This is a genomic window from Mycobacterium sp. 1164966.3, from assembly GCF_001665395.1.
In the GTDB taxonomy this organism is placed as follows: Bacteria; Actinomycetota; Actinomycetes; order Mycobacteriales; family Mycobacteriaceae; genus Mycobacterium.
The window spans coordinates 130,689-149,371 of sequence record NZ_LZSG01000062.1; the positions used below are offsets into that span (position 1 = coordinate 130,689).

At 65.4% G+C, this 18,683-nt stretch carries 17 protein-coding genes and 1 pseudogene; 7 read left to right on the plus strand and 11 right to left on the minus strand.

The window, feature by feature from the left end:
- Positions 1–421 precede the first annotated feature (421 nt).
- Entirely contained in the window at positions 422–1,144 is a 723-nt protein-coding gene (locus tag A9W99_RS21790) for a DUF1906 domain-containing protein (protein WP_067383088.1), read from the minus strand.
- 201 nt (positions 1,145–1,345) lie between these two features.
- Entirely contained in the window at positions 1,346–1,771 is a 426-nt protein-coding gene (locus A9W99_RS21795; RefSeq protein WP_067383091.1) for a hypothetical protein, read from the minus strand.
- Between the two features lie 86 nt (positions 1,772–1,857).
- Between A9W99_RS21795 and A9W99_RS21800 the strand changes: the two genes are divergently transcribed.
- The gene (locus A9W99_RS21800) at positions 1,858–2,712 is read left to right on the plus strand and encodes a helix-turn-helix domain-containing protein (RefSeq protein WP_082930149.1); all 855 of its coding nucleotides are present in this window, start codon (positions 1,858–1,860) and stop codon (positions 2,710–2,712) included.
- Positions 2,713–2,808: 96 nt separating this feature from the next.
- The gene (locus A9W99_RS21805; RefSeq protein WP_067383094.1) at positions 2,809–3,945 is read left to right on the plus strand and encodes an SRPBCC family protein; all 1,137 of its coding nucleotides are present in this window, start codon (positions 2,809–2,811) and stop codon (positions 3,943–3,945) included.
- Between the two features lie 243 nt (positions 3,946–4,188).
- Here the strand turns inward: A9W99_RS21805 and A9W99_RS21810 are convergent, their stop codons facing one another.
- The 6 genes from A9W99_RS21810 to A9W99_RS21835 all read right to left on the minus strand — a co-directional run bounded on the left by A9W99_RS21810 (position 4,189) and on the right by A9W99_RS21835 (position 9,722).
- Positions 4,189–5,553 (minus strand): secreted hydrolase, encoded by a 1,365-nt coding sequence (locus A9W99_RS21810; RefSeq protein WP_067383098.1) that lies wholly within the window; start codon positions 5,551–5,553, stop codon positions 4,189–4,191.
- Positions 5,550–6,014 (minus strand): MaoC family dehydratase, encoded by a 465-nt coding sequence (locus A9W99_RS21815; RefSeq protein WP_067383102.1) that lies wholly within the window; start codon positions 6,012–6,014, stop codon positions 5,550–5,552. Before A9W99_RS21815 ends, A9W99_RS21810 begins: the two co-directional genes overlap by 4 nt.
- Positions 6,011–6,484 carry a MaoC family dehydratase N-terminal domain-containing protein gene (locus A9W99_RS21820; protein WP_067383709.1) on the minus strand — a complete coding sequence of 158 codons (474 nt, stop codon included), beginning with the start codon at positions 6,482–6,484 and terminating at the stop codon, positions 6,011–6,013. Before A9W99_RS21820 ends, A9W99_RS21815 begins: the two co-directional genes overlap by 4 nt.
- Before the next feature lie 77 nt (positions 6,485–6,561).
- Positions 6,562–6,987, minus strand: a complete 426-nt coding sequence (locus A9W99_RS21825) for a nuclear transport factor 2 family protein (RefSeq protein WP_067383106.1) — start codon at positions 6,985–6,987, stop codon at positions 6,562–6,564.
- Positions 6,988–7,013: 26 nt separating this feature from the next.
- Positions 7,014–8,591: an AMP-binding protein gene (locus A9W99_RS21830; protein ID WP_067383109.1), complete on the minus strand. Its 1,578-nt coding sequence runs from the start codon at positions 8,589–8,591 to the stop codon at positions 7,014–7,016.
- Positions 8,592–8,594: 3 nt separating this feature from the next.
- The gene (locus A9W99_RS21835) at positions 8,595–9,722 is read right to left on the minus strand and encodes a Rieske 2Fe-2S domain-containing protein (protein WP_172828927.1); all 1,128 of its coding nucleotides are present in this window, start codon (positions 9,720–9,722) and stop codon (positions 8,595–8,597) included.
- Positions 9,723–9,801: 79 nt separating this feature from the next.
- On the opposite strand from A9W99_RS21835, the gene A9W99_RS21840 reads away from it, so the two are divergent.
- A complete protein-coding gene (locus tag A9W99_RS21840) occupies positions 9,802–11,100 on the plus strand; it encodes a cytochrome P450 (protein WP_253870215.1) in 1,299 nt (432 codons plus the stop codon).
- 49 nt (positions 11,101–11,149) lie between these two features.
- On the opposite strand, the gene A9W99_RS21845 is transcribed toward A9W99_RS21840, so the two are convergent.
- Both A9W99_RS21845 and A9W99_RS21850 read right to left on the minus strand, forming a co-directional pair.
- A complete protein-coding gene (locus A9W99_RS21845) occupies positions 11,150–11,341 on the minus strand; it encodes a ferredoxin (RefSeq protein WP_067383716.1) in 192 nt (63 codons plus the stop codon).
- Between the two features lie 174 nt (positions 11,342–11,515).
- Entirely contained in the window at positions 11,516–13,894 is a 2,379-nt protein-coding gene (locus A9W99_RS21850; RefSeq protein WP_067383118.1) for a CaiB/BaiF CoA-transferase family protein, read from the minus strand.
- Between the two features lie 122 nt (positions 13,895–14,016).
- On the opposite strand from A9W99_RS21850, the gene A9W99_RS21855 reads away from it, so the two are divergent.
- Positions 14,017–14,850, plus strand: a complete 834-nt coding sequence (locus A9W99_RS21855; RefSeq protein WP_067383120.1) for a FadR/GntR family transcriptional regulator — start codon at positions 14,017–14,019, stop codon at positions 14,848–14,850.
- Positions 14,851–14,860: 10 nt separating this feature from the next.
- Positions 14,861–15,565 (plus strand): annotated as a pseudogene (locus A9W99_RS21860) (SDR family oxidoreductase); the annotation flags it as partial.
- A gap of 5 nt (positions 15,566–15,570) precedes the next feature.
- On the opposite strand, the gene A9W99_RS21865 reads toward A9W99_RS21860, so the two are convergent.
- Complete coding sequence (locus A9W99_RS21865) at positions 15,571–16,434, minus strand: LLM class flavin-dependent oxidoreductase (RefSeq protein ID WP_067383126.1); 864 nt, start codon at positions 16,432–16,434, stop codon at positions 15,571–15,573.
- Positions 16,435–16,509: 75 nt separating this feature from the next.
- Here A9W99_RS21865 and A9W99_RS21870 point away from each other — a divergent pair, with 75 nt between their 5' ends.
- Both A9W99_RS21870 and A9W99_RS21875 read left to right on the plus strand, forming a co-directional pair.
- Positions 16,510–17,577, plus strand: coding sequence for an acyl-CoA dehydrogenase family protein (locus A9W99_RS21870; RefSeq protein WP_067383129.1), 1,068 nt, complete (start codon positions 16,510–16,512; stop codon positions 17,575–17,577).
- Positions 17,574–18,683, plus strand: coding sequence for an acyl-CoA dehydrogenase family protein (locus A9W99_RS21875; protein ID WP_067383132.1), 1,110 nt, complete (start codon positions 17,574–17,576; stop codon positions 18,681–18,683). Before A9W99_RS21870 ends, A9W99_RS21875 begins: the two co-directional genes overlap by 4 nt.

The following is an 18,683-nucleotide window of genomic DNA, read 5'->3' on the forward strand; positions in this document are numbered from 1 at the left end:
GGCTCCGGCTCACATAAGGGTGTCATAAGAATTTCCGACTCCAGGCCATGGTGATCGGTTACTGGTGAGTTCTACGCGCGGGTAACCGTGTCGTGGGTAACACCCGGCTCGGCGGCGGGCGCGGACGTCGCCGACAAACCTCCTGCATGTAGGTGGTTACGGTCGAGTAGCTACAACTGCGCAGATCAAGGCAGTATTGTTATGTAATCGTTATGTAAAAAATTTCGGCTCGAGAAGGGGCTTTCGGCGCGACCGCCGGCGTCCGCCCGACCTCTGCGGCGGCTGCGGCAACGGGATTTGGGCGAACGAGTGTTTGCTGGAAGCTCCGGGTCACGTTGTGGGTGTGGCCGCCGTGACGAGCCCTGGACCGCCGCAGGAGTCCAGACAGCACCGATTCAGGCCGGGGCTGTGCCGGCCCGCCCTACGCCCACTGCCCGAATTGCGGCTTGAGGATTTCGTTGATGTCAACTCCGACACCGCCGACCGACCGCTTGTCGATCTCGACCTGGTGCAGGTGCGCGGCCGGGTGGGCGTATCCCTTCGGCGAGCCCCAGTTGTGCTGCCAGAAGTAGGAGCCCACGCCGTCATGGACCGCCCACTCGATTGTTTTCGAGTTCGCGTATACACCCGTGCGCTGGTGGCCGATCACCGACTCCCAGGCCCGCAGGTACGGCAACACTTGCCGTCTGTACTGGTCATAGGTCGGGTCGTCGTCTATCGAGGCGTAAATGGGGGCGCTGGCGGGACCCCCGGCGGCAGCGTGCAACTGTATTCCGCGCTGGGCGTGCTGGGTACCGGCGGCGGCACCGCCCAGCCAATCGGAGGTAGTGCCCTTGCCGTACTGATAGCACGAGACGATCTTCAGCCCGCTACCACTCAGATCGCGCGCCTCGGTGGCCTGGATCGGCTTGCCGAGCATCCAGTTGCCGCCGGGCCGCCGATCGGATACGTAGCGAATCGCCCCTACCGCGCCGGCAGCCCTGATCTGTTGGGCGGGGATGACACCGGCCGCGTAGTCCAGCAACGTTCCGAGTGAGCCGGCCGAAGCCGGTGCCGCGCACACCGACGCCCCCGCGAAGCCCAGAGCTAGTAAACCCGGCGTCGCGGCCGCGAGTTTGAGGACGTCACGCCGCGACACCGACACATGCCACAGGGTACGACAGGTACATCAGATGACACACTGATCACAGCAGTCACATCTGCATCACAGTGCTGAAACGAGGCCCTCGCGCCGGCGTTGGCAGTGAAACGTCGGCGTTGATTGTGACGCCTGGGCGTTGAACTGGGCTGCAACCCCGCCCTGCGTTCACCCGCAAAGCCCAGGTTTCACACCCAAAGCCGAGAATCACACCCGTCGCCCGGCCAGTCGGGATTGCAGCTCACCCAATGCGCCGAGCACGGCATAGGGACCGGTCACCGCGATCAGGCTGAGGAGCGCGCGAACCCGGCTGTCAGCGCGGTCGAGCTTCCTCAACTCCATGACCGCGTTGAGATTGTCCAGCGTGTCGACCACCAGACCGATACGTTGCCAGCGCCGGCGGTTGATCTCGTCGCTGCCGAGATAGCCGAGACCTAGGCCCAGGGCACGGGCGCCGAAGATGCGGATCAGGTATCTCGTCTCGGTGAAAAGCATGCTGTCCGGCACGCCGTTCATCCGGGTTTGCGACCGCGGAGATACAAATGCCGCCGCGCCCAGCGCGATTCGGCCGATGGCCGCCGCCGCGAACGCACGACGCAAGATGGTGGGCTGCCGTGGTGATGTTGTGCTCATGAAAGCAGTCTTGGCCCGCCGAGGTAGCTTTGTCGATTACCTACGAGGTAGTGGTTGTGGCTCCCTTATGGGGATAGGTTCAGAACGTGTCTGCGGGTATCGGGGTGCGCGAGTGGCGCACTCGCCGGCGGATGAGCCAGATGGAGCTGGCGCACCAGATCGGCGTCTCGCCTCGCCATCTCAGCTTCGTCGAAACGGGTCGGTCCAACGCCAGTCGGGCGTTGCTCCTGCGCATCGGCGAGTCGCTCGATCTCCCGTTGACCGCACGCAATCGGCTGCTGCTCGCCGGCGGCTACGCACCCGCGTACGGCGAGCACGCGCTGGACGGCGAGAAGATGCGGCCGGTGAAGGCGGCCGTCGACTCGGTGCTGGCCGGCCATTCTCCGTACCCCGCCGTCGTCACCGATGCGTGCTGGAACCTCATCGCGGCAAACGTGGGATGCCTCGTCCTGGTGGAGGGATTGGACGAGGGGGCGGCTGCGGAGCTGCTTTGTCCGCCTATCAACGTGATGCGGTTGTGCCTACATCCGCGAGGAGTGTCTCAGCGCCTGCTCAACTTTGCCGAAGTGCACTCCAGCATCCTGCGCCGGGTGCGCCGAACCGCCAGCGCCACCGCGTCATCCGAAATACAGCGGCTCTACGACGAGCTGTCCGGTTATCCCGTGCCCCGGCCGGCCGAGTCGAGCCAACCCATCGGCGAGCTATACGTACCGTTCCGGATCGTCACCATCGACGGTGCCGAACTGAACTTCGTCAACACCATCGCGACGTTCGGCAGTCCGCTGGACGTCGGTGTGGAGAACCTGGCGATGGAGTCGTTCTTTCCCGCCGACACCACGACCGCGGATTACCTGCGCCAGCTGGACGACAACCGTCTGAGCGCATTGGCCGATCGACACCCGCAGCTGCTCGGCTACATCAGTACGCCGCAACGCGATTGATCGTGGCGAGCGCGTCTTGGCTGCGTTTTGCTAACACTATAAAGTTAATAAAGTTAGAGCCGGCGCTGCTGGAATGGACTGCACGAGGGACTTCCGATGGATCACGACCAACTCATCGACTTGACCCGACGGGCCTTGAAGCTGGCACGCGACAAAACCACCGATCTGGCGCCCGCGCAACATGCCGTCGAAGCGCGCGAGTACACCTCACTCGAGCGGCATGAGCGCGACCGGGCCATGCTGCTGGCAAGCCCGCAACTGGTCGGATACGTCTCGGAGCTGCCTGGCCCGGGCAGCTACTGCACCAAGGCGGTCATGGGCCGGTCCGTCCTGCTGACCAGGACAGCGGACGGAACGGTCAAGGCGTTCGACAATGTCTGTCTGCATCGTCAGTCGCAGGTGGTCACCGGGTGCGGCACAGCGAAGCGGTTCAGCTGCCCCTACCACGCGTGGACCTACGACAACACCGGGCGGCTGGTCGGGCTGCCGGGTCGCGAGGGCTTCCCTGATGTGACGCTGAAGTCCGACGGCCTGACCGAGCTGCCCGCTGTCGAGTTCGCCGGATTCCTTTGGGTGGCACTGGATCCCGGTGCGACGCTGGATATCGCCGCGCACCTGGGCCCGCTGGCCGACGAGCTGGACTCGTGGGGCATCGGACGGTGGTCACCGCTGGGCGAGAAGGTGCTGGACTGCCCCATCAACTGGAAGTTGGCGATTGACACCTTCGCGGAGAACTACCACTTCGCCACCGTGCACCGGCAGACCTTTGCCACCATCGCCCGCAGCAACTGCACCGTCTTCGACTCATTCGGCCCCCATCATCGCTTGATCTTTCCGCTCAACGGCATCCTCGAACTGGACAACGTCCCCGAAGAGCAGTGGGAGCCGTTCAAAAGCATGGTGGTGATCTACGCGCTGTTCCCCAACATTGTGCTGTCGGTGACGATCGCCAACGGCGAGCTGTTCCGGGTCTACCCCGCCGACCGACCCGGTCGGTCGATCACCGTTCACCAGAACTCCACGCCGCTCGACCTGTCCGACGAATCCGTGGCAGCCGGCGCTGCGGCAGTCTTCGAGTACGCGCACTCCACCGTGCGCGATGAGGACTACCGGCTGGTCGAATCGCTGCAGGCCAACCTCGAGTCGGGAGCTCGAGACCGACTGGTGTTCGGCCGGAACGAGCCTGGTCTGCAGCATCGTCACATCACCTGGCAGCAGGCGATTGCGCCGTGACCAAATCGTCGAGATTGGTTGCCAGCAAGGCGATTTGAGACTACGGGACGTCCACAACGTCGCGATAACGGGACGCTATGGAGTCACAGCTGTCACTCGGGCACCCAAAGCGAAGTCATGTTGCGATCTGCAAAACGATATCGCCGGGGACATCGCGTTGCGCATTCACTGAGCGAAGCCCCGACGGGGACGGAAGTGGCTGATGTGACTACTGGCGTCCTCTGGCCGGTCTACGCCGCTGAACTAAGCACCGCCGCCAGGGCCGGTCGCAATCTCGTTTGCGGGAGCCTCCGCCAGCGCGGTGTTGAGATCCTCCAGAATCGTTGCCAGCGCGGCGTTCTGGGGACTCGTCTTGCTCAACAGCGCAGCAGCCTCGTCACGCCGTCCGGCTGCCACCAACGGCACTAGCTGATCCACCAGGGACTGTAGCCCCGGGGCGGGTGGATCGAGATTCATCACGGTCGTGGCCAGCACCTCGACCAACTCCCAATCCCGGTACAGCGCCAGCGAGCGTTCGTTGAACGCGAAGCCGCTCACCGACTCACCCCACATGGTGCCGCGGTATCGATAGGGCCCTTCCATATATTCGATCGGGAGAGCGTGTGCCGGCGCGGCCACCAGGGGCTCTCCGACGATATCCAATTCGAGTGTGGGACAGATGATTCGGTGACGATCCGGCAGATACCGGGCTCGCGCCGGCGGACGCAGCAACGGGCGCACCGAATCCGGCCATTTCACGTAGCTGGTCACCACGACGTCGACGTCTTCGGCACACTGCGGCGGTGCCGTGGGGTCTGGTGAGCTCGTGGTAACACCCGTAAACGGTTGCAGTGCATTGCCATTCGTGCGGTCGAACTGCCGCCAGATGCTCAAATCGATGCCGTTGTCGAAATTGATCGTTCGCCATTCGTGCGACCTGGCCCGCGGTACTCCACCCGCGTACTTGGGAAACCATTGTCGGTCGACGTGACCTGCACTGCCAGAAACCTTTTCGGTCACCTCGCCCCAGCTCAGCGTTCCGGCCATGGCCATTCCGGTCTGGAAGTACGAGTACGTGTCTTCTTGTCCGAAGCAGACGATCTTGCCGTTGTACGTCGATGCGCCGACGGGTGTCGGCGCACGCGTCGGCGTCACGGTCAGATCCAGCCGCATCGACTTGCCGGTCTGGTCTGTTCCCGTCAGGCTGACTTGGTAGGTGTAGGGCATCCATTCGTCGTTGCCGTCTCGGCGGGTGGTCCACGACGCGATGCCCGCACCACTTCGGTATTCGAGCTTGAGATAACCCGTCGCCATGGACAGCTTGGGCACGGCTCCCGGTTTCATGTTGGCCGGCGGCATGTCGTAATCCGTGTAAGTACCGTAGTCGCCGGTGTCCAGATCGAACAGGGCCAACGTGTAGAAATCCGCGACTACCGTTCCGCCCGGCCGGTTCTTGTTGAAGATCGTCAGGAACGCAAACGACCGGCCCGTCTCGGTCGCGTCGAGTTGGCCGGCGATGAACCAGGTATCGGACTCTTGATCGGGGTGTTCGCCTTCGGCGGCGGGAAAGTCCAGCAGCGCGTCGCCTGGCACCAGGCTGAATGGGTAGCTGCGCCAATCGTCAGTCATGCCGGCCCCAGTGGGCGGTCGTGTGCGCCCAGCTGCAAGGTGAGCTCGACCGGGCAGCACAGCGCGCCATGCTGATTGGTGACGGTGATCTGGAGGTCGACCAGGCGGCGCGGCGGGTCTACCGAGGTGTCGAGACGCTTGGCCACCGCCCGGCCGCGGCCGATCATGGTGTCGCCGGCGTAAACCGAACCGGCCAACCGCATCGAGCGGCGCACCACGCGGCTGCCGGGCCCGGCCCAGTCGGTCGCGATGCGGTCGGCGAATCCGGCGAGGTGCATGGTGTTGACGTAAATCGTCGGGTTGCCCTGGCTGCGGGCATAATCGGGATCGAAATGGCCTGGGAAATAGTCCCAAGTCGCTCCGGCGTTCTCGACCACCCGCTGGTAGGTGATCTCTTCGACCACCTCCGGGAGCTGGGCCGGAACCTCGACCTCGTTCCAGTCCAGATCCAGGCTCGTCACGACGATGCTTCCGGAGTGAAGCGGAACAACGTGTTTCGGCACTTGGCCACCACGACGCCGTCCTCGCGGCGGTAGGTCTCCAGCGTCTCGACGAAATGTCCGACTCCCAGCCGAGTCCGCTTCTCCGGTGACACCGACACCAACTCCTCGACGACGGTAAGCACGTCACCCTCGACGATGGGCTCCGTGAACTCCACGTCGTTGGCCGCATTGATGAAAGTGGTACCCGGCAGTGGCACTCGCAGCACCAGGGAGGCCACCGGTGGTCGTCCTTCCGGCTCCCAGGGCGGCGGGATCAGCCACCCCATCAACAGAGCCGGCGGGGCCAGCAAACCACCCCAGGTTTGCCGGGCGTACGCGGCGTCCCAATATGAACGGTTGCCGTCGCGGACCATCGCGGCGAACAGCTGAATCCGCGCGCCGCTGACTGCGGCTCGCGCGGTTCGCGGCTCGCTCGCCGCACCGACCATTCGCAGCGCGTCGTCATAGGTGCCGAAGGCGAGCTGATAGCCGCCTTGATCGCGGGAGTCCTGATCCACGTGCCGCTTCACATGACGAGCGGATGCCGGCTGGGCACCGAATCCCAGGCGAGGGCACGCGAGGTGAAATACCACCCGCCACGCTCGTAGATCAGTTCGTCCCGGAACGTCCCGGTGGCCCGCAACGTGGTGTCGCCATATGCCACCGCGAAAAGCACGGCGACACAACGTTGACTGGCGTGCACACCGTCGACCTTGATTTCGTGGTCGACGGTGATCAGGCGCTGCCCGTCCCCGCCGTCGAAGGCCGAGCGTAGATCGTGGAACACCTCACCGTCGCGGGTGTAGCTGGCACCAGAGTGACGGAATGTGGCGATCCAGCGGTCGCGGTCGCCGTCGGAGTAGGCCCGATTGTGCCGGGCGTCCAGATCCAGGATGGCGCCGCGGCCGGTTGCGGCCTGGAGCAGCTGCTGTTCCTGATAGCTCATGGTCATCTTTGCTCTCCAGACCTCAATTCGACCTACCGGCTGACGATATATCCCTGACTTTCCCGATCCCAGACATCCTGCGTTACACCTCGTTTCCGCAATAGATCTTTACGTATCCGCCCGATGCCATTCTTCGGAAGTTCATCAACGATCTCGACGAATCGCGGCACACAGAAGTAGGGCATTCGGGCGGCGCAGAAGTCAAGCAGCTCTGCGTGATTCAGCCCTGCACCGGGGCGCAGCGTCACGACCAGCAGGATGTCGTCCTCGCCCAACTCGCTGGGTACTCCGACCGCTGCCGCTTCGGCCACCGACGGGTGGCGCGTGACGACGGTTTCCACTTCGACCGAGGAAATGTTCTCGCCGCGCCTGCGCAGCGAGTCTTTGACGCGATCGACATACGTCAGGTTCTGGTCGCCGTCCAGCTTGCCCACGTCGCCGGTACGGAACCACTCGTGGTGCGGATCCACGTGCAACCACGGCGTATCACCGGGACTGACGTATCCCTCGCTCATCACGTGCGGGTATCGGGCCCGACAGGCGATCTCCCCGACGGTTCCGGCGGCCTGTGGGTGGCCGTCCGCGTCGACGATGCGCAGTTCGAAGTTCGGGTTGGGGCGACCAGATGTGCCCGGAACTCCCTCGTCGGCAACACTTTTGACGGCGAGGGGAAATGCCTCGGTCATCCCGTACATCGTGACGATGCGACAGCCGTAGCGCTTTTCGATGTCACGATAGGAGTGCGCGTCGATGGGTGCCGCCGAGATGAACCGCAACGGCAGCTGACCGTCGCGCGGATCGGGGGGCAGGTTCTGCAGCATCGAAACCATTGCTCCCGCACCGGCGAAACCGATGGCGCCGCGGGCACGTACGTCGTCCCATACCGCGGCCGGGTGGAAGGCGCCGGCCAGCACCGTGGTCCCGCCTATGAGCATCGGAGCGAGCACGCTGGGCGCCGCGCTGAGATGGAACAGGGGCATTGCGGTCCACAGCACCTCGCCGGGACCGAATTGCCAAGACTCAGCAACGGTCGCGGCCACCGAGAACAAGTAATGCCACGTAGTGGCAACCGCTTTCGACGGTCCGGTGGTGCCCGACGTGAAGAACAGTGCCCCGACTTCACCGATCTCTCCGACGTGGTCGCGCAGGGGGCGGTCGCTGGCGCGGTCCAGGGTTTGGCTAAGCGAATCGTCTTGCACCAGAACATCGGTCACCGTGTCCAGCCGTTCGGCGACCTCGTCGACGCGGGGGCGCCGATCGGTATCGGTGAGGATCACCTTGGCCTTGGACAATCGCAGGGTGTGCAGCAGGAAGTCACCTTTGTTGGCGGCGTTCACCGCCGCGCTCACGGCGCCGATGCGCGCGGCGCCCAGCCAGAAGTAGATCCATGCCGGGCAGGTGGTGGTGAACAGCGCTACGCTATCGCCTTTGCCGACACCCAGTTCGGTGAGCAGATTCGCCGCCGCACGGGACCGCTGCCGCATCTGTTCGAAGGTCACGTCGGTTCCGTCGATCGACATCATCACGCGGTCGGGATACTGCTCGGCCCGGCGGTCCAGCACAGCAGGCACCGTAAAGCGATCGACGCCGAAATCGGAAGGCTCGAACAACTCTCAGGCCTTGGCGGCCGCCGGGTCGGGCTCGCCCTCGGCGGTATAGCCGAAGTCGTTCGGCGACGGTTGCGTGCCCGGGTAGAAGCGGTGCGCCCAGCGGCGCAGCGCCGCATAGTCATGCGCCTCCTCGGGCGCCAGGTTCGGCTTCTCCAGGTACTTCATGTTCTCCCAAGTGAAGAAGTCCTGTTTGATCACCTCTTGCTGCAGCGCGAGGAACTTCGCGGCGCGGCCGGTCGGCACGTCGCCGGTGTCGCCGGGCTCGCGGATGGAAGCCTGCGTGTAGAAGTAGTCGGTGTAATCCTCGTCGACCGGGGTCTGCCCGGTGACCTGGACGGTGGCTACCAATTCACTCGGGAAGCGAACGACCCCCAGCCCCAGCGAGTAGTTGTCGTAGATGATCTTGGCGTCGACCGGCCCGTTGGGCGTCAACCAGGTCTGCGCCCGGCCGCCGCCGAAATGCGCGTTGACGGTGGCGTGCAGGTGATAACCCGCCACCTCGAACGATGCGGTGGTGGCGGGGTTGGCGGCCTTGTGCACGTACTGGACGTGGTACGGGTCGGCGGCGTTCTCGATGATCATCTGCGCGTGCACCTTGACCCGGTTGAGCATCCGGGTGTGCGGGTGCAGCGGGTAATATTCGTCGGTTTCCAGCTCGGGCAGCACCGGCGGTTGCCAGTACGGCGCCCGGCCGTGACGTTCGTGCCACACCAGGATGAAGCCGTACCACTCGACGGCCGGATAGGTGCGGATGCGAACGTTGTTCTTGCAGCCGATCTTGCTGTACGGGATCAGCGCGTTGGTGCCATCGCCGCGCCATCGCCAGCCGTGCCACGGGCAGACGATGTTCTCGCCCTCGACGGTGCCGCCGACGCCGAGGTTGGCGCCCAGGTGCTGGCAGTAGGCATCGAGCGCATGCACGTTGCCGGACTCCGTGCGAAACAGCACCAGTTCCTCGCCGAAGTAGTGTGCGCGCTTGACGTGCCCTGGGGCCAAGTCGGAGGCGAACGCGACAATGAACCACCCCGTCGGGAAGCGGTACTTCGACAGGGCGATACCGGCGGAACCGAACTCCTGTTCCGACGGGTCTTCAGTTGATTCGGAAGCCGAGTCCGACATCGTATGCGTCACGAACACTCCGTTTCCGACACGGCCAAGCGCAGCTTGGCCCGCGGTTCGACGACTAGATCTATTTTTACTATCTTAAGCATTGAACGTCAACGCGGGCCTCTCCTTGCCGGGGTCCGAACCCGGAGCGAGGTTCGCCATGCCGAGTGTCACTGTAGACCTTTCCGATTTTACGTTGTGGCGCAACGGTTTTCCGGATGAGTTGTTCGCCGAACTACGCCGCACCAAGCCGCTTTTCCGGCATGATCTCACCCCCGGAGTCGCCGAGACCGTCGAACGTGAGTTCTGGGTGACGACCAAGCACCGGCACGCGGTGCGCCTGCACCGGGATGCCGAATCGTTCACGGCGGTGGACGGCCCACTCATCCAACCGGTCGGCATGTTCTCGTCGTACCCGACGATCATCAACATGGACCCGCCGGGACTGAACAAGCGTCGCAAGCTCATCTCCCACGCCTTCAACCCGCGGGCAATCGCCAAGCTAGAAGCCGGAATTCGGGCGCGAGCGGCGCGCATGATCGATGATCTGCTCGCCAATGGCGGTGGCGACTGGATCGAGGACGTCGCCGACGCGCTGCCGATGACCGTCATCGGCGACATTATCGGCATACCGGAATCCGACCGGCCCCGAATCTTCGATTGCCTGGACCAAATCCTGAAGGCCAACTCGCCGGGGGCGCGACCGAGCTGGCAGGACTACACCGACCTCTACACCACCATCTTCGGGTACGCGATGGAACTCACCGCGGAAAAGCGGCGCAATCCGGCCGACGACATCTGGAGCACCCTGGCCTCCGCAGTCATCACGGGCGAAGACGGTGAGGAGTTCAGGCTGCCCGCCAACGAGCTTGAGTTCTTCTTCTTCGTGCTGGCTTTTGCCGGTAGCGACACCACCAAGAATGCGCTGGCCATCGGGCTGCAGGCGTTTGTCGCGAATCCCGGGCAGATCGACCGGTATCGGCAGCAGGAAGCGCTGCGCTCCAGCGCTGCCGAGGAAGTGCTGCGCTGGGCCTCACCGGTGGCGTACTGGACGCGTACCGCGAAGGTCGACATCGAGATGGACGGCGTGCATATCCCGGCCGGTGCCCGAGTGGTGTCGATGCTGCGTTCGGCCAATCGCGACGAGGAGGTCTTCGAGTCGCCGTTCACCTTCGACATCGGCCGGCAGCCGAACCCCCACGTGGCATTCGGGGGCGGCGGTCCTCACCATTGCCTGGGCGCCATGCTGGCGCGGGCCGAACTGCGCGCGGTGTTCGACGAGCTGCTGTTGCGTTGCGATGACATCGAGGTGGGGCCGGCCAAGGTGGCCTACCCGAATCTGACCACCAATATGTCGATTTACGACGAGATGGCGATATCGCTTACCGCGCGCCGAGTCTGATTGCCCTACTCCTCACTCGCGCCGTCGCGGCGCTCGCCGTCGTAGGGCGTCAATCGCGTAGTTTCAGCGCGGCCTTGGGGCACTGCTCTACTGCGGCGCGCACGTCGATCTCCCGGTCTGCCGGCACCTCGCCCTCGGCGATCTGCACCACGTCCTCGTCGCCAAGTTCGAAGATGTCCGGGGCGATAGATTCGCAGAACCCGTTGGCCTCACACAGATCCCGGTCGACAATCACTCGCATGAGCTGCCCCATGCCGTTTTGCAAGTCGCTAACATGCCCAAAGTCTAGGCTTGGCGCCGCTGGTTTTGCGTGTGCGGGTAACTAGGCAGAACGCTTCCACCGAGATTGACGCTGGCGTGAAGAAGTGCGAGTGGCCGGCACGCTGCCGTCGATCTCGAGGCGAGAAAGCTATTGTCAGGCGCCCTTGGGGCGAGTCCCGATCACCTCATCGGCGGCCAGGCGCGCCAACTCTTCCCCACTCAGCCCGCACCGATCGCACAGCACCTCGTCATTGTGCTCGCCAAGCCGCGGCGGCGGCCGGTGCAGCCACCTGTCCTGGCCGGCCAGCCGGGCAAATGGCGGACAAGGGTATAGACCGGGCCCGGTGCTCGGATGGACGAGCTGCTCGAAGAATCCTCTGTCGCGCAGTTGTGGATTCTCGGTCACCAACGACGGAGAAACCACCGGGGCGACGGGAACGCCTACGGCGGCCAGTCGCTGCACCGTCGACTCCAGCGGCTGCCCGGCGAACCAGTCGCGCAGCCGCTCATCGATCTCGTCGGCCCGCTCATGACGCGCGACCACGGTGGACAGACCTGCATCACACCAGGACGGCCGGCCCATCAACTCGACCAGCGCGCGCCATTGTTGGTCGTCTTGCACGGTGATCGCGATCCAGTCATCGTCCGGGCCGGCACACCGGTAGATGTTCTGAATGGCCTGGCCGTGACCACGGTTGCCGCGCCGGGTCAGCGTCACACCGAAGACTTCATGCTCGATCGGCTGGATCGCGGTGACGTTGAGCACCGTCTCGATCATCGGCAACTCGACTTGCTGGCCGGTGCCGGTGCGGTCGGCGAACTGGAGCGCGGCCAGCACCGCGAACGCGGCGTGCACCCCGGCCAGTGGATCGCACGCTCCGCGCGGCGTCACCGGCGGATTCTCCGGCAATCCCGTCACCCAGGCCAGTCCGGCCAGCTGTTCCATGGTGGGGGCGAATCCAACCCGCTCACGCCATGGACCGTCCAGCCCGAACGCCGGCATCCGGGCGACGACGAGTTTGGGGTTCTGCTGCAGCAGCACGTCGGCGGTGAGCGCGAAGTTGTCCATCACCCGCGGCGAGAAGTTCTCGATCATCACGTCGGCACCGGCGACCAGCGCCTTGAACAAACGGCGCCCGTCGTCGGAGTTCAAATCCAGTGTGACGGAACGCTTGTTGGTGTTCATCGCATGGAACACCCAGCCGTACTCCCACCAATCGTCGACGTCTTTGCGCATGCCACCCGAGTAGCGGATCCCGTCCGGTCGCTGGATGGACTCCACCTTGACGACGTCGGCACCGAAAGCCGCCAGCACGTGGGTGGCGGCCGGACCGGCCCAGAAAGCGGTCAGATCTACGATGCGAACACCGCGCAGCGGCAGTCCAGGCGCAGCGGGGTTGTCGTGTTCTCTTTTGCGCCAAGGGGATTCGTCGTTGTCGGCGCCGGCTGATGCGGTATCGCCTACCGGTGCGGGCGCGCTGCGCGACATCAGCCATGGCGGCCGGGGCTGGTGGAAGCCGGCGGGGTTGCGGACGAAGACCCCGCGCTGCGTCACGTAGTCCATGTCGCGGATTGTGGAGCCGTTGCCCAGGGCCGCGATGGGCAACCGGAACAGCTGACCGAGCTCGACGATCTCCTCGACGGTCCGTTCGGCCATCCAGGGGCCGATCTGTTCGCGGATGAAATCGCGATAGGCCCACCGGCCGATCTGGAATTGCAACTGTTCGATCTCCGTGAACTGCGGGCACTCGACCATCGCGGCGAAGTCGAGCCACTGCTGACCGGTGACCATGGTGATCCCGACGTAGCCGTCTTTGGCCGGTTCGATCGACGGCACTTCCAGAGTGCGGCGGATCGGCGGAACTTTAAGCAGCTGTGAATGCAGCCATTCGCTGCTCTGCATCCAAGTGATCGCCTCAAGCATGGACAGGTCGAGATGCTCACCTGGACCGCCTTGCTCGACGCGGCGGAGCACCGCCAGCGTGCCGAACGCGGCGAACACCCCACCCATGTACTCCCCCAGATCGCCGCCGATCGCGATGGGCGGCCCGGCGGGATCACCCCGAAATCCGGGCGAGCCGGCCCAGGCTTGCAGGGTGAACTCGCTGGCGGCGCGGTCGACGTACGGACCCGTCCAGCCGAAGTCCGAGATGGTGACGACGACGGCACGCGGGCAGTCGGCCAGTAGTCGCTGCGGATCGACTCCGAGCGCCGCCGCCCGCGACGGGCCCGCGGTGACCACGACGACGTCCGCCGCGGAGAGTTCGGCGCGCAACCGATCCGAATCCGCGGGACAGGTCACGCTGCGCTTGCCCGCGTTCAGGTAGCTGAACAACGGCGAGTCGCCCGGCGGCGGCACCGGTGATCCGGTCGCCGACCAGCGACGCAGCGAATCTCCTTGCGGCGGTTCGATTTTACGTACTTCGGCGCCCGCGTCGGCCAACAGTTTCCCGCAGTAGCCACCGGCGATCCGGTCACTGATCTCGAGCACACGCAATTCGTCAAGCGGCGGATTGCCGGAACCGCGACTCACCCGGCTATTTATATCATTACTGCTAAGATAGCTAAGCCAGTCGAGTACGCAGTGGCGATCGCAAGCGCGGCGAAGCCGGGCGCAGCGGGTCGCCACGCAACAATCGAGCTTATGAGGATCGGATGACCGCTCTGGGAATTGGCCCTGATGCCCGTCGCCGGTTGTCGGCGCCGCGGATCGCTGAGATCGTAGCCGACGAGCTGCGTCGTCAGATCATCGACGGCGAACTCGCCGACGGAGACCTGCTGCCCCGGCAGGAGGTGCTGGTCGAGCAGTTCAACGTCAGCCTCGTTTCGTTGCGGGAAGCGTTGCGGATCTTAGAGACCGAGGGCTTGGTCTCGGTTCGGCGGGGCAACCGCGGCGGTGCCGTCGTGCATGCACCCGCGAAAACCAGCGCGGCGTACATGCTCGGTTTGCTGTTGCAGAGCGAGTCGGTTGCCGTCGCCGACCTGGGCGCGGCGTTGCAGGAACTCGAACCCGCGTGCGCGGCGCTGGCCGCCCAACGGCCGGACCGCGCGGACACCTTGGTGCCCGAACTCAAAGAGATCAACGACTCCATGGCCGAGAACCTCGAAGACGGTCGGCACTTCACCGAGATCGGCCGTAAATTCCACGATCTCGTCGTCCGCGGCTGCGGAAACCACACCATCATCGCGGTGGTGGGCAGCCTGGAGACACTGTGGACCAGCCACGAACAGCAGTGGGCCGACGAGAGTTCAGCGCGCGGCACGTACCCGTCGCTGGCCAAGCGCCGCGCGGTGCTCAACACCCACATCAAGCTGGCGGAGACGATTGCGGAGGGTGACGTCGACCGGGCCCGCCGGATCGCGGGCCGCCATCTGGCCGACACCCAGACCTATGTGCTGTCCGGCCGGCCTGACCAACGCATCTATGCGCTGTCGCCGCAGGCTCTTTCGCGTTCGGGGTCCCGCCCGCGGGATGTCCGGCGGCCGTAGCCACCTGACCATGCGTACCGCATTGGTGACCGGCGGCAGCGGCGGCATTGGAAAAGCGTGCGGCCGCAAGCTATGTCAGCTCGGCTACGACGTGGTGCTGGTGGCGCGCCGGGAGGACCCGTTGCGCACAACCGCCGAAGAGCTCGGTGCCCGCCATATCGTGGCCGACGCGTCGGATCCGGCTGACTTTTCGGCTGCGATAAGTGCCTTGGAGACAATCGATCTCGTCGTTCACGCGGCGGGCGTGCTGGGCGGAACCTACGCCCGTAAGCAGACGTTCGAGCAGTGGCGCACGATCATGGCGGCCAATCTGGATTCCTGCTTCGTAGTGACCTCCGCCGTGTTGCCGCGGATGCGACCTGGCTCGCGACTGGTGTTCATCTCGTCGTCCGCGGCGCACGAACCGATGATGGCGCGCACCGCCTACTCCGCGACCAAGGCGGGCATGAACGCCTTCGCCCGCGCATTGGCGCTCGAGGTCGACCGGGACGGCATCAGCGTCCACATCGTGACCCCCGGGCCGGTGGAAACCGAAATGCTGCAGGACGTTCCCTTCGAGATGTACGCGATCCAGGTGTCCGACGTCGCCGAGGCGGTCGCCTGGCTGGATACCGTCGACGCGTCGGTCGAGCTGCCGGAGATCAGGCTGAACGCCGTGCGGCGGGGTCCATTCGCACGTCCCCCGATCGTGCCCACCGAAGCCCGCCGGCGGGCGGCAGCTCAAGCCCCCGCGGAACGCGGAAATCCTTTGATGACCGATTCGCCGAATTCGGCAAGCGAATCCGGCGCCGCGAAGTCGGCGAACCACACATAGAACCGCTCGACCCGCTGGGCGGCCAGGCCGCTGAAGTGCGCGATCAGCTCGTCGGCGGTGCCGCATACCAGCCCCGGCCCCAGCTGTCCGAACCGGCGGGTGCTCACCTCGCGGACGGCGTGCGGATCGCTGCCGGCGCGGATGAAGCCCACTGCCTGTTGAACCGAGATCCGGGCCGGTTCGGCGGCCTTGGAGAGACGCGCCAGCCGGTCGAGGTGGTTCGCCTGCAGGTTCCACCAATCCGCGTATTTGCGAACCAGTTCCATCATCCGGCGGCCGCTGCCGCCCAGGACCAGCGGTATCGGATGCGTGGGCCGGGGAAATTGACCGCTGGACGAGCCGTCGCCGTCCGTCCAGTATTGCCTGATCAATTCCAGGTTGCGGTCCAGTTGGTGGACGCGGGCAAGCGGATCCTGTTGCCCGACAGCGAATCTGGTGAACTCGGCGGGCCAGGATCCCGCTCCCAGGCCCAGCTCGAATCTGCCATCGGAGGCCTCCGACAGGGTGACGGCCTGCTTGGCGAGCACCGCCGGATGGCGGAACGCGTCACAGAGCACCAGATGCCCGATCTTCAGCCGGTCCGTCTTGGCCGCCACCCACGTCGCGATACCCATTGCCTCCCAGATGTTTTCATCCGGCCGTCCGGGCGCCTCGAGGTGATCGATGAAGGCCAGCCCGTCGAAACCGCTGGCTTCCGCCACGCGCGCCCGCAGCACGAACTCGGCCACCGGCAACCGTACCTGCGGCAGGAAGAGATACCACTCGACCATGTCTTCACCCGTGTTTGTCGGCGTCCGATTGCGCCCGAGTCGCTAGTTTACTATTTTTATTATGTTAGGGGTCTTATGGATGTCGCACTGACTTCGGAGCAGCTTGCGCTGCGCGACACCGTACGCGACATCCTGCGTACCGAGTGTCCGACGAGCGTCGCCCGCCAGGCGATCAGCGACCCGGAACGCTGGCGCGCGCTGTGGAAGACGGTCGTCCACCTGGGCTGGACGGAACTGGCAGCGCCGGACAGCAGTGGCGAGTTCGGACCCGTGGAGCTGGCAGTGGTGCTCGAGGAATGCGGAGCTGCGATCGCGCCCATACCTCTGCTGAGCAGCCTGGGCATGGCCGCGGGGGTATTGCGGACCGGTGGCGGTGCCTTCGACGACGTTCTCGCCGAGATTGCGAGCGGGGCGGTCGCCACCCTGGCTGTGCACGCCCCCGGGTATCGGCTGCCGGGGGCGCCGATGACGCTGCACCACAACCGCCTCACCGGCCGTGCGGTCGCCGTCCCCAACCTGCAGCGCGCCGAGCTGATCGTTACGCTGGCCGACTCCGATGACGGGCCGGTGGCGGCGGTGGTCCGCTGCGGTGACGGGGTGACCATCCAGGCGGGTGAGTCCACCGACCCCACGCAGCCACTTGCCGACGTCGAGATCGATGCCACACCGGCGGCCACGGCGGCGGTCGCAGACGTCGAATCGGCGCTGGCGGCACCGCTGGTCGCCGCTGCCGCCGACTTGCTTGGCGTAGCAAGTGCGGCGTTGCACCGGTCCGGCGAACACGCGAAGTCGCGCCGTCAGTTCGGTAAGCCGATCGGTTCGTTCCAGGGCATCAAACATGCGCTGGCAGACAACTACGTCAGCGTCGAGCGCGCCCGCAGCCTCACGTACGCAGCCGCAGGCCGTCTCGGGTCCGGGGGGACCGGCGCCTGGACCGCCGCGGCCCTGGCGAAGGCCGCCGCCGGCGACGCCGCGGTCGGCTGTGCGCGAACCGCGGTCCAGGTACACGGCGCGCTGGGCCAGACCTGGGAGCACGACATCCATCTGTTCGTCCGCCACGCCTGGCAGGGCGCGGCGATGCTGGGCGACAGCCGCGCGCTGTACCACGCCGTCGGCCGGCGCTTCGCTGGAGGCGCGGCATGACGTCAGCGGTAGTGGAGGAATTCGTCACCTGGCTTACCGAATTTCTGCCGAACGACTATTACCGGCAATACCCCAGATACAAATGGGATCTCGGGCTCCGCCGCGACTATCAGCGGGCCGCCTTCGAAGCCGGCTGGATCCAGCCCACCTGGCCGCGCGAGCACGGCGGCCGATCGCTGGGCTTGCGCGACGCCATGGAAATCCGGCTGGCGGCGGCCACGCGGTCAGCGCCCAAGCTACCCAATATCGCCGGCCCCAACGTCGCTGCGCCGGGCATCCGCCAATTCGGCACCCCCGAGCAGATCGACCGCCTGCTGGTCCCGCTGCTGCGCGGTGACGAATGGTGGGCGCTGGGCATGTCGGAGCCGGAAGCCGGATCCGACTTCGCCGGCCTGCGCACCCGCGCCGAACGGCACGGTGACGTGTTCCTGGTCAACGGCCACAAGATCTGGACCACACAGGCCCACCTGTCGCGGTGGTGCACCCTCTACGCCCGCACCGACCCCAACGCGCCGAAACACCGTGGCATCTCTTGTCTGATCCTCGACTTGCAGTCACCCGGGGTGCGCATCGAACCGATCCGGATGGCGTCGATCTCCGACGAGACGTTCTGCGAGGTGTTTCTCGACGACGTCGAGGTGCCGGTGGACAACCTGTTGGGCCCGTGCAACGGCGGCTGGCAGGTCGCGTTGGCGTCGCTACAGCACGAGCGCCGGATGATCTGGATCATGAACTGGGTCGAGATCGAGCGGGGCCTGGACTCGATCCGCGGCGCTTGCGACGCGGATCGAGGCGTCGACATCTTCGCCGAACTGGGTTCGCTGCTCGCCGACGCGGAAGCGCTGCGGGCTACCGGATACCGCGCCCTGGGCAATGAACTCGCCGGCCGGCCCAGCCCGGAAGCCGACATTTTGAAGCTTCTCGGATCTGTTACCTTGCAACGTGTTTGGGAGCTGAGCGCGGTAGCGGGCGGACCCCGATCGGCCGCTGACCCCGACTTGCTCTTCGAACGCCAGGATGCGCTGGCCGCGACCATCTACGGCGGGACCTCCGAAGTCCAACGCAACATCATCGCCGAGCGGCTGCTCGGGCTGCCGAAGGGGTGA